General features: G+C 71.4%; 9 protein-coding genes, 1 tRNA gene and 3 pseudogenes. 3 read left to right on the top strand and 10 right to left on the bottom strand.

Annotated features, from left to right (window positions below; all coding sequences use genetic code 11):
* Window positions 1-33: 33 nt before the first annotated feature.
* Entirely contained in the window at window positions 34-2,118 is a 2,085-nt protein-coding gene (tmk, locus tag GEV43_RS17510; RefSeq protein ID WP_160821629.1) for a dTMP kinase, read from the bottom strand.
* A gap of 28 nt (window positions 2,119-2,146) precedes the next feature.
* Window positions 2,147-4,861, bottom strand: coding sequence for a type I DNA topoisomerase (gene topA / locus GEV43_RS17505; RefSeq protein WP_164717199.1), 2,715 nt, complete (start codon window positions 4,859-4,861; stop codon window positions 2,147-2,149).
* A 245-nt stretch (window positions 4,862-5,106) separates the two neighbouring features.
* Here topA and GEV43_RS17500 point away from each other — a divergent pair, with 245 nt between their 5' ends.
* Window positions 5,107-5,292 (top strand): DUF5703 family protein, encoded by a 186-nt coding sequence (locus GEV43_RS17500; RefSeq protein WP_160821628.1) that lies wholly within the window; start codon window positions 5,107-5,109, stop codon window positions 5,290-5,292.
* A gap of 442 nt (window positions 5,293-5,734) precedes the next feature.
* Here GEV43_RS17500 and GEV43_RS50415 read toward each other — a convergent pair whose 3' ends face one another.
* The 5 genes and pseudogenes from GEV43_RS50415 to GEV43_RS17475 all read right to left on the bottom strand — a co-directional run bounded on the left by GEV43_RS50415 (window position 5,735) and on the right by GEV43_RS17475 (window position 10,941).
* Complete coding sequence (locus GEV43_RS50415; protein WP_241682942.1) at window positions 5,735-6,622, bottom strand: hypothetical protein; 888 nt, start codon at window positions 6,620-6,622, stop codon at window positions 5,735-5,737.
* Window positions 6,623-7,490: 868 nt separating this feature from the next.
* Window positions 7,491-7,574: pseudogene (locus GEV43_RS56150) on the bottom strand (hypothetical protein); the annotation flags it as partial.
* Between the two features lie 362 nt (window positions 7,575-7,936).
* Window positions 7,937-8,524: pseudogene (locus GEV43_RS56145) on the bottom strand (chaplin family protein); the annotation flags it as partial.
* 275 nt (window positions 8,525-8,799) lie between these two features.
* On the bottom strand, window positions 8,800-9,540 hold the full coding sequence (locus tag GEV43_RS17480; protein WP_160821624.1) for a hypothetical protein: 741 nt from the start codon (window positions 9,538-9,540) through the stop codon (window positions 8,800-8,802).
* A 103-nt stretch (window positions 9,541-9,643) separates the two neighbouring features.
* A pseudogene (locus GEV43_RS17475) lies at window positions 9,644-10,941 on the bottom strand (M20/M25/M40 family metallo-hydrolase).
* Window positions 10,942-11,058: 117 nt separating this feature from the next.
* Between GEV43_RS17475 and GEV43_RS17470 the strand changes: the two are divergent.
* A tRNA-Leu gene (locus GEV43_RS17470) sits at window positions 11,059-11,144 on the top strand.
* Here GEV43_RS17470 and GEV43_RS17465 read toward each other — a convergent pair.
* The 3 genes from GEV43_RS17465 to GEV43_RS17455 all read right to left on the bottom strand — a co-directional run bounded on the left by GEV43_RS17465 (window position 11,126) and on the right by GEV43_RS17455 (window position 14,944).
* The gene (locus GEV43_RS17465; protein WP_160821623.1) at window positions 11,126-12,823 is read right to left on the bottom strand and encodes a recombinase family protein; all 1,698 of its coding nucleotides are present in this window, start codon (window positions 12,821-12,823) and stop codon (window positions 11,126-11,128) included. The genes GEV43_RS17470 and GEV43_RS17465 overlap by 19 nt on opposite strands.
* Before the next feature lie 154 nt (window positions 12,824-12,977).
* A complete protein-coding gene (locus tag GEV43_RS17460; protein ID WP_206681200.1) occupies window positions 12,978-14,036 on the bottom strand; it encodes a TRM11 family methyltransferase in 1,059 nt (352 codons plus the stop codon).
* The gene (locus tag GEV43_RS17455) at window positions 14,033-14,944 is read right to left on the bottom strand and encodes a hypothetical protein (protein WP_160821622.1); all 912 of its coding nucleotides are present in this window, start codon (window positions 14,942-14,944) and stop codon (window positions 14,033-14,035) included. Before GEV43_RS17455 ends, GEV43_RS17460 begins: the two co-directional genes overlap by 4 nt.
* Before the next feature lie 570 nt (window positions 14,945-15,514).
* On the opposite strand from GEV43_RS17455, the gene GEV43_RS17450 reads away from it, so the two are divergent.
* On the top strand, window positions 15,515-16,267 hold the full coding sequence (locus tag GEV43_RS17450) for a hypothetical protein (protein ID WP_160821621.1): 753 nt from the start codon (window positions 15,515-15,517) through the stop codon (window positions 16,265-16,267).
* Window positions 16,268-16,491 lie beyond the last annotated feature (224 nt).

Raw genomic sequence — 16,491 nt, 5'->3', positions numbered from 1 at the left:
TACCCCCGCCGCTCATGCCCACCAGGGTAGGGCTCAGTCGGTGATGGCGGGGAACGTGCTGGTGATGTCCTCGGTGGCCGCTGGGACGGGATCGGGGAGCAGCTCGCGGATGCGGTCCTGGATCGCGCGGCTCAGCTCGGCCTGCGGACGGCTCGCGTCCAGCACCAGGTAGCGGTCGGGATACGCCTCGGCGAGGGCGCGGAACCCGGCGATGACGCGCTCGTGGAACTCGTTCGGCTCGGCCTCGATCCGGTCGGCCGGGGAGGTGAGGCGGCCGAGGCCCGCCTCGGGCGGCAGTTCGAGCAGGACGGTCAGGTCGGGGATGAGGCCGCCGGTCGCCCAGGCGTTGACGCGGGCGATGTCCTCGACCTCCTGCCGCCGTCCGAAGCCCTGGTAGGCGAGCGAGGAGTCGATGTAGCGGTCGCTGACGACGATCGCGCCGCGCTCCATCGCGGGACGGATCACGTTGGCGACGTGGTCGGCGCGGTCGGCCGCGTACAGCAGCGTCTCGGCCCGGTCGGACAGCCCGGTCGTCTCGCGGTCGAGCAGCAGCGCCCGCAGCCGCATCCCGGTCTTGGTCGCGCCGGGCTCGTGCGTGGACACCACGTCGTAGCCGTGGTCGCGCAGCCAGATCGAGGCGAGCCGGGCCTGCGTGGTCTTGCCCGCGCCCTCGCCGCCCTCGAACGCGACGAACACGCCCCGCTCGTGCCGTACGGGGACGGCCGCGGTCGCCGCCTCGGCCGGCGCGGGCGGCGTGTAGACCTCCCCGCGGACGGCGGCGGCGAGGTCGGGGAGCAGCGGGACACCGCGCCGGTCGTCCAGCCGCCGGTACGCGACCAGGCCGGACAGCAGCACGAGCACCGCGGCGACGAGCAGCGCGAGGCCCGCCCCGCCGAGGTCGTACGAGCCGCCGCCGACCGAGAACCGGTGCGAGCCGAAGGCCCCGGCGAGCAGCGGCGCGACGATGAACGCGGCGAGCGTCGTGACGAGCGCGACGGAACGCGGGTAGGCGAGCGGGCCGGACGCGCCGTCCTCGCCCGCGTCCTCGTCGGGACCGGCGAGCGCCGCGGTGCCGGTCGCCCAGGCGGCCCCGGCCGCGACGCCGAGGAACGCCGTCACGAACACGACGACGACCAGGTTCTGGACGAGCGCCACGACGAGCAGGGCGAGCGCCGCGGCGACGACCGCGAGGCCGAGCAGGCGGCGGCGGCTGAACGGGCGCAGCACGCGCGGCCCGAGGAACAGCCCCGACGCGACCCCGATCGCGAGGGCCGCCAGGACGCTGCCGTAACCGGCGTCGCCTCCGCCCAGTTCCCGGGCGTGCACCTCGGCGACCGCGGCGACCGCCGCGCCGGCCAGCGTCGCCGCGGCGACCGCGAGGCCGAGGCCGCGCGCGGCCGGCGTCCCGTCCGCCGAACGGGGCGCCCGGAACGCGGCGGCGAGCGGCGCCGGGATCGAGAAGCCTTCGGGCGTCGGGCCGGACAGCTCGCCGAGCGACGCGACCACCGCGCCCCCGCCGAGGAAGACCACCGCCGTGGCGTACAGCGCGAGGTCGGCGCGTCCGGCGGTGTCGAACGCGCCCTCCGCGATCAGCGCGAGCACCGCGAACAGCACGGCCGCGACCGGCGCCGCCCCGTACACCGCCCGCGCCGCCGAACGGCGCGCGGCGCCGCGCAGCCCCTCGGGGACGAGCGCCGGGACGGCCGCGCCCGCGACCGGGATCCACAGCAGCGTCAGGCAGGAGACCAGGAACGCGGCGGCGAGCGTCCACGGCAGCGCGTCCACCAGCGGCACCGACAGCACCACCGCGAACCGCAGCACGTCGGCGACCGCCAGCGCCAGCCGCCGGTCGAGCCGCGCCGTGGCCGGGCCCGCGAGCGGCGCGAACAGCACCAGCGGGAGCACCATCAGCACCAGCGTGCCGCCGACCGCCTGCGCCCGGCCGGCGAGGTCCTCGTCGCGGGCCAGCAGCGCGGCCGTCGCGCTGAGCGCGGGCACGCTCAGCCACGTGCCGAGGCTGGACAGCGAGAGCGCGGACCACAGCCGCCGGAAGGGCCTCATCGGCGTTACCTCCGGCGGCGCGGCGGGGTGCGGCCGGGAGGCGCCCGTTCTGGTCATGTCGGTCAGGGTATCGGCGTAGATGTCCCTATGAGCCGGACTTTGACGAGGTGCGGCGGCGAGTTGGCGTCTTCTTCTTCCCGCCGCCCGCGGCCACCTTCTCACGCCGCTCCGCGAGCAGCTCGGCGGCGCGCTGGATCGTCACCGACTCGACCTCGTCGCCCTTGCGCAGGCTGGCGTTCGTCTCGCCGTCGGTGACGTAGGGCCCGAACCGGCCCTCCTTCACCACCACCGGCTTGCCGCTCGCCGGATCGGCCCCGAGCTCGCGCAGCGGCGCCGCCGCCGCGGCCCGCCGCCCGCGCTGCTTCGGCTGCGCGAACAGCTCCTTGGCCTGCTCCAGGGTGACGGTGAACAGCTCCTCCTCCGAGCCGAGCGAACGGCTGTCGGTGCCCCGCTTGATGTAGGGCCCGAACCGCCCGTTCTGCGCGGTGACCGGCTCGCCGTCCAGCTCGCCGAGCGTGCGCGGCAGCGACAGCAGCTTCAGCGCGTCGTCCAGCGTGATCGTGTCGAGCGACATCGACTTGAACAGCGAGCCCGTGCGCGGCTTGGCCGCGTCGGCCTTCTTCGTCCGCTTCTTCTTCTCGCCCTCGGCCGGCGCCGCCGGCTCGGGCAGGATCTCGGTGACGTACGGGCCGAAGCGGCCGGACTTGGCCACCACCGTGTGCCCGGTCTCCGGGTCGGTGCCGAGCTCGCGGTCGCCGCTCGGCTGCGCGAACAGCTCCTCGGCCTTCTCCGCCGTCAGCTCGTCGGGCGCGATGTCCTCGGGGATGTTGACCCGGTCGCCGTCGCGGTCGAGGTAGGGCCCGTACCGGCCGACCCGCACCATGATGTCGGTGCCCTTGATCGGGAACGAGCTGATGCCCTTGGCGTCGATGTCGCCGATGTCGCCGACGAGCTCCTTCAGGCCCTCCTCGCCGCCCTCGCCGTTGGCGCCCTGGGTGCCGAAGTAGAACCGGTCGAGCCACGGCACGCGCGCCGCGTCGCCCCGGGCGATCTCGTCGAGGCCGTCCTCCATGTGCGCGGTGAAGTCGTAGTCGACCAGGTTGCCGAAGTGCTGCTCCAGCAGGTTGACCACGGCGAACGCCAGGAACGACGGGACCAGCGCCGTGCCCTTCTTGAACACGTACCCGCGGTCGAGGATCGTTCCGATGATCGAGGCGTACGTGGACGGCCGCCCGATCTCCCGCTCCTCCAGCTCCTTGACCAGGCTCGCCTCGGTGTAGCGGGCCGGCGGCCGGGTCGAGTGCCCCTCCGCCTCGACCGACAGCGCGCTGAGCGCGTCGCCCTCGGCCAGGTTGGGCAGCCGCCGCTCCTGGTCGTCGCGGTCGGTGGACGGGTCGTCGGCGCTCTCGACGTACGCCTTGAGGAACCCGTGGAACGTGATCGTCTTGCCGGTCGCGCCGAACTCCGCCACCTCGTTCTGAGTGGACGTGCCCGTCACGCGGATCGACACCGACTGGCCCTCGGCGTTCTTCATCTGGCTGGCGATCGTCCGCTTCCAGATCAGCTCGTACAGCCGGAACTGGTCGCCCCGCAGCCCCGTCTCGCCGGGCGTGCGGAAGCTGTCGCCCGCCGGGCGGATCGCCTCGTGCGCCTCCTGCGCGTTCTTGACCTTCGAGGCGTAGACGCGCGGCTTGTCGGGCACGTACTGCGCCCCGAACAGCGTTGACGCCTGCCGCCGCGCCGCCGTGATCGCCGTCTCCGACAGCGTGATCGAGTCGGTGCGCATGTAGGTGATGAAGCCGTTCTCGTACAGCTTCTGCGCGACCGACATCGTGTACTTGGCGGAGAAGCTCAGCTTGCGGCTGGCCTCCTGCTGCAACGTCGTCGTCCGGAACGGCGGGTAGGGCTTGCGCGTGTACGGCTTGCGCTCGACCGACCTGACCTCGTACGGCCGCTCCTGGAGCCGTCCGGCCAGCCCGCGCGCCGCGTCCTCGTCCAGGTGCAGGACCTCGCGCGTCTTCAGCGTGCCGTCGGACGCGAAGTCGCGGCCCTGCGCGACCCGCCGGCCGTCCACCGAGACCAGCCCGGCCTTGAACGCCGTCGGCTCCTCGTCCTTGCCGGTGTCGAACTGGGCCGCGATGTCCCAGTAGTGCGCCGGGACGAACGCGATGCGCTCCCGCTCCCGCTCCACGACCAGCCGGGTCGCCACGGACTGCACGCGGCCCGCCGACAGCTTCGGCATGACCTTCTTCCACAGCACCGGGCTGACCTCGTAGCCGTACAGCCGGTCCAGGATGCGCCGCGTCTCCTGCGCCTCGACGAGCGCCTTGTTGAGCTCGCGCGGGTTGGCGGCGGCCCGCTGGATCGCGTCCTTGGTGATCTCGTTGAAGACCATCCGGCGGACGGGCACCTTCGGGTTGAGGACCTCCCAGAGGTGCCAGGCGATCGCCTCGCCCTCCCGGTCCTCGTCCGTCGCGAGGAAGAGCTCGTCGGCCTCGGCGAGCAGCTTCTTGAGCTTGGCGACCTGCGCTCTCTTGTCGGTGTTGACGACATAGAGCGGCTCGAAGTCGCGCTCGACGTTGACGCCGAGCTTGGCCCACGGCTCGCCCTTGTACTTGGCCGGCACCTCCGAGGCGCTCCCGGGCAGGTCCCGGATGTGGCCGATACTGGACTCCACGACGTAGCCACGGCCCAGGTACCCGGCGATCGTCTTCGCCTTGGCAGGCGACTCCACGATCACCAGCCGGGTCCCGGAGCCCCCGTCCTGGCCACTCTTCGCAGTGCCGTTCTTGGCTGGCACAGTCGCTCCAACCTCGCTGTCTGGTCTTCTTACACGAGCTTTCCTACAACGTCGCACGGCGCGTCGTTCATGCCCGCGAGTTCCCTACGTCGCGTTGCGATCCTCGTCCGCAGCCGCCGGACGGGGCCGTGGTCTCCCGCCACGACGAGCCTCCGACAGGATGACACGTCACCACGGGAGCCGGGACACAAGGCCGCCACCGTACGGTCCGCCGGCCCTTGAAGGCCAGGCCATAATGGGTCCCGATGGTGGAGTACACCTACCTCGTCCTACGACTGCCGCGCGGCACGACCCGTGACGCCGCCCGGCGGCTCCTGACCGAGCACGCCGAGCACGGCGGCTGGGAACTCGACAGGCTGCGCCTCTACCCAGACGGTAGCCGCCGAATCCAACTGCGCCGGAAGATCATCCGCCAGGTCCGCACGTTCTGACTGTTCCCGCCCGGATCGTAGCACTACGTACGCACATTATGACCACTGGTAACAGCTCGGCGCCCATCCTCGCACGCCCAGAGCCCAGCGACGCCCCCTGGCCCGCAGCGGCCCTGGCCAGCGGCGGCCGCTCGAGGTCCGTCTCCGGAGCCGAGCACCCGATCAGCAGCAGCCTCGGATCCTGCGGCCGCCCACCCGGGGGCCAGGCCGGCCCCCGGGCCAACGGCGGCCCCTGACCTGCGGCTCCCCTGGCCTGCGGCGGCCCGCCTGCGATCTCAGGGACCGACCGACCGTCGCCGGGCAACGGCGGCCCCTGGCCAGCCGCCCAGGGCTAGGGGCCAGGGGCCGGTCACTGATCAGCGATCAGCGACGGCCCCTGGCCCGCGGCGGCCCTGGTCAGCAGCGGTCGTCCAGGGCCTCAGGGTCCGGCCCGGTCACCGGATCAGCGGCGGCCGAGACGGAAGCGGCGGGTCACCGCCAGCGCGCCGGACGCGACCGCGAACATCGAGGCCATCGCCAGCACCCAGAACGACCCGGCCTTCGTGGCGTTCACCATCGGCTCGTCGGCCGCCATCGGCGCCATGCGCACCGGCTCGCCCGGCTTGGCGGGCTTGGCGGGCTTGGCGCCGTCCGCCTGCCCGGTGATCTTGCCGAGCGGGCTCGCGTGGTCCGTCACCCCGCCGATCTCCGGAGCCTTGACCTTCGTGGACACGGGCAGCGGCAACGAGCTGACCCCCTTGCCACCGACCAGCCCCTCGGCCGAGGGCAGCACCCCGGCAACCGAACCGGCCGCCGGAACGCCGTCCACCAGAGAAGCCGCCCCCACCTCGCGCTTCCCGCTGACAGGCAGCCCGCTGATCGGCAGGCCGCTGCTGGGCAGCCCGTTGATCGGGAGGCCGCTGGTCAGACCGTTGACCGGCAGGCCCTTGACGGGAAGGCCGTTGACCGGCAGGCCGTTGGTGGGGAGGCCGCTGGTGGGCAGGCCCTGGACGGGGAGGTTCATCGTGCTGGGGTTGCCCGTGCGGAGGTTGCTCGCGGGGAGCCCGTTGGCGACGGGAAGCCCCCGGAGGCCCTCAACTCCCTTGAGGCCGGCGAGCCCCTGAACGTCCTTGAGGCCGGCGAGCCCCTTGGTGCCGGTGAGGCTCTTGGGGCTGGGCAGACCCTTCGTTCCGGTGATGCCCTGGGTGCCCGGGATGCCGTTCTTGGTCAGGTCGCCGCCGGGGATGCCGGTCGTCGGCAGTTCGGCCCCGGACAGCGGCGAGGTGGAGGCGGTCCGGGCGTTCGGCACCGTACGGGTGTGCGAGGCCGAGCCCATCTCCGAGGCGGGCACCGGCACGACCGGGTTGAGGGCAGCGCCGGAGCGGACGAGACGCCGGGAATCTGCGGGGCATGGACAGCAGCGCCGACGCGTCCGGCAGTCCGGCGCCGTCGGAGACGCCCGAGAGGTCGCCGAGCCCCGGAAGCCGGTCGGTCAGGGGCTGCGACGCCAGGCCGTCGGTAGGCACGCCAGGGAGAACGCCGGTCGCGCCGTTCCTCAGCGCGCCGTTCCCGTTCTCGCGGGCCACATCTCCCTTACCCGAGCCCTTCCCCTTTCCCTGGCCGCCGTCCTTGCCCTTCCCCTTTCCGGCCCCGTTCCCCTTGCCGTTCCCGTTCGCGTTGCCCTTGCCGTTGCCGTGCCCCTTGCCGAGCAGGCCGTTCACGTTCGGGAGGGTGTTGCCGCTGGTCAGGCTGCCGGTGTTCGGGAGGCTGGTGACGACGGGCAGGCCGTCTCCACCGCCGAGGCCGTCAGCGCCCGGGATGCCCTCTCCTGCCCGGAGGCCGTCCACGCCGGGAACGCCCGGGAGGCCCTTTCCGGCGACGAGGGCGTCGGCAGGGACCGTTTGGCGCTCGTTGGAGTCCCCCTTCGGGCTCAGGGGCCGGGGGGCCGGGGCGTCGACCGGTAGCTGGGGCAGGCCCGGGTACACGGCGGACGGGTTCATCGGCAGCGTCCCCGGCAGTTCGGACAGGCCGAGACCGTTCGCGGCACCGAGCGCGTTCGGGCCCCCGACATCGGCGACGCCACCCGTGCCACCGGCGCCACCCTTTCGGTCGGCCGTACGGGTGAACGAGGTGACACCGCCCCACTTCGGGCCGTCGTCGCACTGCGGCTTCGGGAGACCGAGCACGGCGGCGACGTTGCCGCACACGTCCACGGGGGCCTTGGCGGGGGCGTTGGCCTGGTTGCCCGCGCCGACACCGGACGTGCCGGACGTGTGCTGGCCACCGCCCGAGCTGCTGCGCACGTGCGTGCCGCCCTCGCACTTCGCGCCCGCCTCGCCCAGCAGCGCCGCCGCGTTCCCGCACACCTCGATCGGGGCGCTGATCGGCGCGTTGCCCTGGTTGCCGCCGAGAACGCTGTGGTTCCCGTTGGTGGTCTGGCCGCCGGCCCCGTGACCGCCGTTGCGAACGGTCGCGCCCCCTCGCAGTGGGCCGCGGCGTTGCCCACGGCGTTGCCGCAGACGTCGATCGGGATGCTGATCGGCGCGTTGGCCTGGTTGCCGCCGCCGACGCTGGACGTTCCGGACGTGCTCTGCCAGCCGCCGGTGTGGCCGCCGTTCTTGACGGACGCGCCGCCCTCGCAACCGGCGACGGCCTTGCCGAGCACCGCCGCCGCGTTCCCGCACACGTTGACGGGCGCGGAGATCGGCGCGTTGGCCTGGTTGCCGGCGAGGACACCGCTCGTACCGTCGGTGAGCTGCCCGGCGGTTCCACCTTCCTTGCCGCCCTTGCCGCCGTGCTTGCCGTGCTTGCCGGCGGGCTTGCCGTGCTTGCCGCCGTGGCCGTGCTTGCCGCCGGGGCCGACGTGGGCGCCGCCCTCGCACCCCGCCTTCGCGTCGCCGAGGATCGCGATCGCGTTGCCGCAGGCGTTGACCGGGGCGGAGATGGGCGCGTTGAGCTGGTTGCCGGCCGCGACCCCGTGCTTGCCGGAGGTCTTCTGCCCGCCGCCGTTGTTGTCGACGGTGGCGCCGCCCTCGCAGCCCGCTTTCGCCTTGCCGAGCAGCCCGAGCGCGTTGCCGCAGGCGTTGACCGGCGCGGACACCGGCAGGTTGGCCTGGTTGCCGCCGAGGACGCCGGACTCACCGCTGGTGGTGTCGGCGAACGCGACAGGGGAGGGGATCGCCGAGACACCGAGAGCGACAAAGCTCGCGGTGAGCAGCGCGGCACGGGATGTGCCCTTGGCCCACGTACGCATGATGCTCCGTTCGGGGAGTTGATGACTGTTCGTGATGGAATGGATCGAGACCGTGACGGCACCGGGGCGCGGGCGACTCGCGTCGGGTCGCTGGACGCGCCCGTACGGAGCTGGTCTCGATTGGGGATGACGGCCGCCAGAGGACGGCGCGTCCCGGCCTGGCCCGAACCGCGCGGGTCCAGTGCCGGAGTCCTTACAAAGGGAGCGCCTGGTCCGGCGCGATAGAGAGCGCCCGGAACGAGAGGCGGCCCGCGCCGCCGTTCCGGACGAGGCGCCTAGTCAGGCGCGAAGGTCGGCTCGTCCGCCGCTGTGCGGACGGCCGGAGGGAGCGCGCTCGACGCGCGGAGCAGCACCGACGCGTGCCGTACGGGCTCCCATGCCTGACGGCTCGGCAACCCGCCGACACCGCCGAACACCACGGGACCCGCCACAGAGCCCGCGTTGCCACCTTGGGACGGCGGCGCGGGCACCTTTGACACCGGACGCCGAACGGTCCGCTTGCCGTGTGCGCGGTCGGCCTTCTTGGCGGACCCCCGCGGAACGACGCGTTCCCCGACGGCGGCCTTGCGGACCGTTCGGCCCTCGGCCCTGTCAGGCGCGCGTTCCGTGGAACGGGTCCGGATCCAGGAGACACCGCTGTCGCTCCTGTGCCCGCTCGACGACGGCGGCGGCGTGGCGATCTTCCCGACCGCCTCGCCGGGGTCGATCCGCGGCGGGACGATCTTGGGAGCGGTCCCCTCGCCCAACTGCTCGACGACCCGGGGGACCTTCGCGACCGCGGGCGCGCTCGCGACCTTCGTGGCCTCGGCGGCTCCGGCGCGGACCGCGTTCAGAACGGGCACGACCTGGCCCCCGGGCGCCGGCGGCGCCTCATCGGCGGACGCCTGGGCGGCGCCGCCGACCAGCCATCCGGCCGCGGCCAGGCCCACGATCACGAGAACGCGGCGGAGGGCTCGGCCGCACACGGCGCGACGCAGCCGGGCGGTGACCCGTCCCCACATCGCGTCGCCTGCCACCGATCGCCCTCCATCGCATTCCCCAAGAGCACCTCTCGGCGCCCCCTACGAAAGGTGACGCTAGCACCACGCTTCGCACCCGCGACACCAATTCCGGGGAAACTCAAGAACGATCAAGGAAATGGTCGAGAACGCGCACGCCGAAGCGCAGCCCGTCCACCGGAACCCGTTCGTCGACACCATGGAACATTCCGGAAAAGTCCAATTCCGGGGGGAGTCGCAGCGGCGCGAACCCGAAGCACCGCATCCCGAGCCGCGCGAACGCCTTGGCGTCCGTCCCCCCGCTCAGGCAGTACGGCACGGGCAGCGCGCCCGCGTCCTCCGAGGTCAGAGCGGCCTCCATGGCGGCGACGAGCGCCCCCTCGTACTCCGTCTCGACCGCGTGGTCGTGGTGGACGAAATCCCGGGTGACGTCCGGCCCGAGCAGCTCGTCCACGGTGGCGAAGAAATCCTCCTCATATCCCGGAAGGAATCGTCCATCGACCTGCGCCTCGGCGGTCTGCGGAATGACATTGGTCTTGTACCCGGCGTCAAGCCTCGTCGGATTCAGCGTGTGCCGCAGCGTCGCGCCGATCATCCGGGCGAGCGGCCCGATCTCCTTGAGGCACTTCTCCGGCTCCCGGGGGTCGAACTCCACCCCGTACGCCATGCACGCCCGCTCCAGGAAGGCCCGCACCGTCTTGGTCATCTGCACCGGGAACTCGTGCCGCCCCAGCCGCGCCACGGCCTCCGCCACCGCGGTGACCGCGTTGTCGGGATGGACCATCGACCCGTGCCCCGCCGTCCCGCTGGCCCGCAGGTTCATCCACGCGATCCCCTTCTCGGCGGTCTCGATCAGGTACATCCGCCGGTCACCAGGAACCGTGAGGCTGAACCCCCCGACCTCCCCACGGCCTCCGTGCACCCCTCGAACAGCTCCGGATGCTCCTGGACGAGCCACTGGGCCCCCCACTTCCCCCCGGCCTCCTCGTCCGCGAGGAACGCCAGGACCACATCCCTCGGCGGCTTCCGCCCCTCCCGCATCCGCTGCCGAACGACCGCGAGGATCATCGCGTCCATGTCCTTCATGTCCACGGCCCCGCGCCCCCAGACGCACCCGTCCGCGATCTCGCCGCCGAACGGGTCCCGCGTCCAGTCCTCCTTGCGTGCCGGCACCACGTCCAGGTGCCCGTGCAGCAGCAGCGCGTCCCGGCTCCGGTCCTCCCCCTCGATCCGCGCCACCAGACTGGTCCGCTTCGGATGCGACTCGAAGACCTGCGCCTCGACGCCCACCTCGGCGAGCCGTTCCGCCACGTACTCCGCCGCCACCCGCTCCCCGGGCCCGGAGTGGTCCCCCGGGTTGCTGGTGTCGATCCGGATCAGTTCCTGACACAGCCGGACGACCTCGTCCTCCACAGCGATCCCCTTCGCACCAGACCCGTCCCGTACCCGACCATGGTGCCCCCCGATCGACTTCGCCGCGAGTCGGGACCTTTGGTATGGTGAAGCCCGCCGCAGCGCACCACGCTGCGTCCACCGGTCCGGGTGGCGGAATAGGCAGACGCGCTAGCTTGAGGTGCTAGTGCCCTTTACGGGGCATGGGGGTTCAAGTCCCCCCTCGGACACAAACCATTTGCACATGTGGAAGCCGGGACCACCTTGGCTTCCACGATTTTTTCTCCGGGTAGTAGGTCATCGTCAGGCCGAGTTCTGTGTAGAGCTGTGCCTTGTCCTGCGGATGCGCGTGGACGACGGCGTGGGCGAGTTCCCCGGTCCAGTTCAGCAGCTCCTCCAGCCCGTGGCTGGAGACCTTGTGGCTTGGCGGGACGCTGCCCAGCTCGCACTCCAGCCGGGCGCGTTCCTGTTCGGTCTCGTTAATCCATGTGGCGACGTGAACGGCGTCGGCGCCTGCGTTGAGTGCCGCCCGGTACTGGCTGAGGCGCTGGTCGCAGGTCGCGAGCCGTTTGCGGAGCTGGGTTATGGCCGTGTTCTCTGCATCGTCGGCCTGCTCGGTCATCGCCTCGATCGTGGACTTGATCCGGGCGGGTGAGAACGCGGTCGTCAGCCAAGCGTCGATGTCGCCGATGATCTCGGCCTCGCGTAGGTAGACGACCTTGGGGTGGGCGATCTTGTTGGCGAGCGCGTACTCGGCCGGGAACCGGCACCGGGAATAAGCCTGGTCGTTGTTCCAATTGCCCTGCATCCTGCGGTCGCAGTACCCGCACAGCAGACATCCCCGAAACGCGTACGGCCGCCGCGTCCGGTGCGGCTTGTGCGTCGCCGGGCCATGTCCCCTCCGGGCCAGGACGGCCTGGGCGCGCTGGAAATCCTCGACCGACACCAGCGGCTGGTGGGCTTGCCGTTCGGACCAGACCCACTGGTCGCGGTCGTTCCAGCGCAGCTTGGTGGTGTGTCCCAGCGCGACGTCGTCGACGTCGAGGAGGACCTCGTCCTTGCGCTGCTTGTTCCAGACCTGCCGACCGGTATAGCGCGGGTTGGTGATGATCACCCGCACGGCCGACTTCGACCAGGCGATCTGGACGCGATGCCGGTTGCGGGTCGGGTCGGCCGCCGACGGGGACGGCACACCTTGGCGGGTGAGGTCCTCGGCGATGTCGAAGATCCCCCGCCCGCCGATGAACTGGGCGAAGATCCACTTCACCACCAGTGAATACGCCGGATGCGGGACCAGACGGCGAAGGCGCTTGCCTTCGGCCGCTTTGGCGGGGTTGGGGTGCGGCCCGGCGTCGACCAGCTCGTACCCGTACGGCGGGCGCCCACCCAGGTAGCGGCCCTCGGTCGCGGTGATCGCGGCCATCGCCGAACGGACCCGGATCTTGATCCGGTTCCGCTCCCCCTTGGACAGGCCCCCGAACACACCCATGATCATGTCGTGGGCCTCGTTGGCCGGGTCGATCGGGCCGCCGACCTCCGGCACCCACAACGGCACACCAAAGTGCTCGAACAGCGGGAACGTCAGCGAGTACTGGTTGCCGTAGAACGCCCGGTGCGGCTCACCCACCACGACCGCGTCGAAGCCGCGGGCAGGACTCTTCAGCGCCTCCACCAGCGCCGAAGCACGCGGACGACGAGCCCACGGGATCGAACGGGACTTGTCGACATCGAAGTACTCGGCGACGATCACCCCGCCCTTGGGCTCGACCAGCCCCCTCGCGCGGCGCAGTTGCCAGGCGCGAGAGGCGGCGGGGTCCTGGTTGTCCTCGGTCGAGACCCGCCCGTAAAAGGCGAACCTCAAGTCCTGCTGGGCGGCTGCCCGCTGCAGCGGCACACTCGGCAGTGTCATTCATCTTTCTCCTGTCGGCTCTCCACATCCGGGCTCGGCCTGGAGCGTGCGGCGAGCACGATCCGCAGCAGGACGCGAGCCGCATCCGGCGTGAGCCGTGGCGGTTCGTCCGGAACCAAGACCCGGATCTGTCGTTTGGTCTTGTCCGGGGCGCTCACCACGTGACCGCCCCGCCCATCCCGGCGGCGCTGCCGGACCGGAATCGGCCGGTCGATCCAGCCCGCCCTCGTTGGGCAAGGTCAAGCCCCGTCAAGCACGCAGGTCTCGATGGCGAGCGTCTGTTCGGCGAGCCTCCATCCAACTCGCCGGCACCGCACTGAACGGTCGCCGGCGCTCGCGTGGCTTCGGAACGGGCCTGGAACACCAGGAGGTCTTCGTGGGCGGTGGCCAGGGCGGGGATGCCCTTCTGTTGGAGGCGGCGGGCTTCGACCATTTGGAAGAACGAGGCGCGGGTGACGATCTGCCCGCCGCGGATACCGCACAGCAGGGCGGCGAACCGGTCGATCAGAACCAGGCCGTTCTCTTCGGCGATGCTGATCACCTGCCCTGGGAGGTCGATGAGTTCTCCGGCCACGCGGAACGGGCGGACGGTGACGGCCACGACTCCGCCGGGGCGCAGCAGAGTGGCGCTGCCGGTGAGGATCTGCCCGAATCCGGCGACGAGTTCGGCGGTCGGGCGGTGGGCGAGGTTACGGCGGTCGGTGGAGTAGCGGTTGTCGAACTTGTCGACCTTGCCGCCGCCGTTGTCACGGCCGGCGCGTACCTGTCCATGTGTCGTCGCTCCGTAGGGAGGAGAGGTCAGCACCAGCGCGGCGTCCCCGGTTCGTTCGGCGAGCGCGGTGGCGATGTTGCGGGCATCGCCCTTTACGATCTGCCCGGTGCCGATGGCTCCTTGCGAACGGGCGTGGCGCAGATTGCCCGCGGCCATCTGCGCGAAGTGCGCCTCGTACTCCATCCCGGCAGCGTGACGCCCCTGGTGGACGGCTTCGACCAGGGTCGTGCCGATACCGCACATGGGGTCGACCACCAGATCCCCGGGATCGGTGTAGGCGGCGATGACCTGTGCGGCGATCGCAGGCAGCATCTTGGCCGGATGAGCCATCGACTCGGGCGTGTAACGGCCCTTGCGCTGGACCCGTGAAGGCTGCTGACCGGTCAGCAGGACCGACGCGATTGCACGGGGAGTCTTTTGGGCTTGGGTGGTCTGGTTCATCGGGCTCCTTCCCGGCCGCTGCGGATCGGTTTGGTGAGGATGCACACGTCGGCGTGGACACGGGCGACCGGTGGAAGGGAGCCCGAACGGGCATCGCGCAGTTGGCCGAGGTCGGCGGGGCCGGCCTGCACGAGCAGCGTGTCCGCCTCGACGGGCACGCGAATGACGATGACGTGCTGGCTGTAGCGGAACCCGGCCGCCTGGCCCTGCCTGATGATCGCGGGCGCCGGGTCGACGAGTCGGCCGCCGTAGTGCCTGGCCGTGGTGACGATCGCCAGGTGCCCGCCCGGACGCAGCAGGCGGAACGCGGCGGGCAGGAACGACCGCGTCTGGAAGGTGCTGTTGGCCAGGACGTCGGACAGACAGGCCGGGCACCCGCCGGAAGTTCGGATGCTCTTGGGGTCGCTTCCGGCCATGGTCGGGCTGGACGTCGGTGGAGCTGCGATCACGAATGCGACCTGCCCGAGGTGGTCGGCGATGCCGCGGTGCATCTGATCGGCGCGGCACGGCCGCATCTGAACGCGGGCGAGGTGTTCACGCGGTAGCGCGACGCGGAGCTGCGCGCCGACGTGCTGGGCGAGCGGGAAGTGCGGAACGCAGGCCACGGCTCTGCGGTCGAGCTGCGCGGCGGTGCGCAAAGTGGCGGAGTTGGAGGTGAACGCTTCGGCGATTACGTCGCCTTCGCTGGTGGCGGCGGTGATGAGGTGGCGTGCCAGGCCGGTGCTGATGCTCGCCAGGTGCCGGTCACAGGTCCGCGCCTTCGCGGCTCGGTGGGCGAGCCCCTGACCGAGTCGCTGATCATGCGAGGGCGGGTCGGTGGTGTCGTCTGGGCAGAGCCAGACGGTCAGCGGCAGGAACTGCCGCGCGCCGGTGGCCGGTGTTGAGTTCGGCTGATTGGTGCCGGTCATGGCGGGTGACCCGTGACGGTCGCCCGGTCCCCTGTCTCACTAAGTAACCGACACGCTCAACCCCGACCTTGGACACGTTCAGCGCGGATTTCTCTCCAGCACGCGGTCGCAGCCTTGGGCTGACTGGGGTGCTGGAGCGGTGGCATGGCGAGGATAAGAGCGCCTCGCAAGGGGGCGGCGGCAGTGTTTGATCTTCCTTTGCGTGCGAATCTTCTGTAAGCGTGTCCACGCAGGTCAGCGCCGTTCTGCGTACATGCTCACTCTTGACCCGGCGGATCTGTCAGCGGCGTGCCCACCGCGTACAGATCGCGTTCACGCAGGTCACGGCGATTTTGAGCAGATAAGCGACAGCTCGCGGTGACGGATCGCTTGCGCTCATGAGCAGGGCCTGCACACAGAGTGCTCATGATCTGCTCATGGGCTCTGAGGAGATGTCGGCATCCGATCCGGAACCGATCTCTCGGGGTTCGCATGCACACCACCTCAGTCCGTCCCACCGTCCCTTCGGCCGTCCGCGGGGACGAGCACATCGACCGGTCCGCGCGCGGCGGCAAGGACGAGACCGCGCACGTGCTGGACGTCGCGGAGACGACGTTCGACCTGCTGACGCGGGGCCCGGCGCCGCTGGCAGTGGACGGTGCCGTCCTCGGGCACGGTCTGCCCGCACGTCGGATCGCGCTCGATGAGCTGCGCGCGATCCTGCTGCACCCGGCGACCAGCCACGAGGCGCGCGACCTCGTGTGGAAGGAACTCATTGGCCGCGCCAGGCGGGAGGGCGCCTCATGGGTCATGGGCTGTGTCGGTATCGCGCTGCCGGGTCTGAAGGCGATCGTGCGTGACCGGCTCCGGAGGCTGGACACCGAGCCCGACGCCGGCACCTCGCACGTGGCCGGTGAGCTGCTGTCGGCGTTCTATGACGCGCTCCTGCGCATCGATGTGGAGCGCCCGAAGATCGCTCAGCGGCTGCTGGCGCAGTCCGCCAAGGCCGTGGAACGCCGATACCAGGCGCGGGCCCGGGTGGTGCCGGTCGACCCGAGCACGCTCGCGCGGCTGGCCCCGGCCGCGGCGCCGTCCAACGGTGATGTGGATCTGCTGCTGGAGGCAGCGGTCCGTCAGGACGTCATCACCGCCGACGAGGCCGAGATCATCGCCGCGACGCGTCTGGAGGGTTTCGCACCCGCCGTGTTGGCCGAGCACCTCGGAACGTCCTACGACGCGCTGATGAAGCGCCGCCGTCGCGCCGAGATGCGGCTGGTCGAGGCGATGCGCGACAACGGCCTGCGGGACGACTTCGGCTACCTGATGTCCAAAACCGGGGTCTGAGCTGTCGGTTACTTAGTGCGAGGAACTCCAGGGCGAAGACGGGCTCAGGGCCGGATGCTCACCCGGTCCCCACCGTCCGACCATCCGCCGAGTGCCCTTGAAGGAGGACGCCCGCAAGGCTCTGGTCCGGCTTCCCCTGGGGTTCCTCTCCCAGCTCAGAGCGCCGTGCACGCGCCAGGCCGCGCTCCGCGCTCGTCCATCCGTCCGCCGCATCGTCCTCGTGC

This window comes from Actinomadura sp. J1-007, assembly GCF_009793335.1.
Taxonomy (GTDB): Bacteria; Actinomycetota; Actinomycetes; order Streptosporangiales; family Streptosporangiaceae; genus Spirillospora; species Spirillospora yumaensis.
This window is presented reverse-complemented; position numbering and strand designations above follow the sequence as displayed.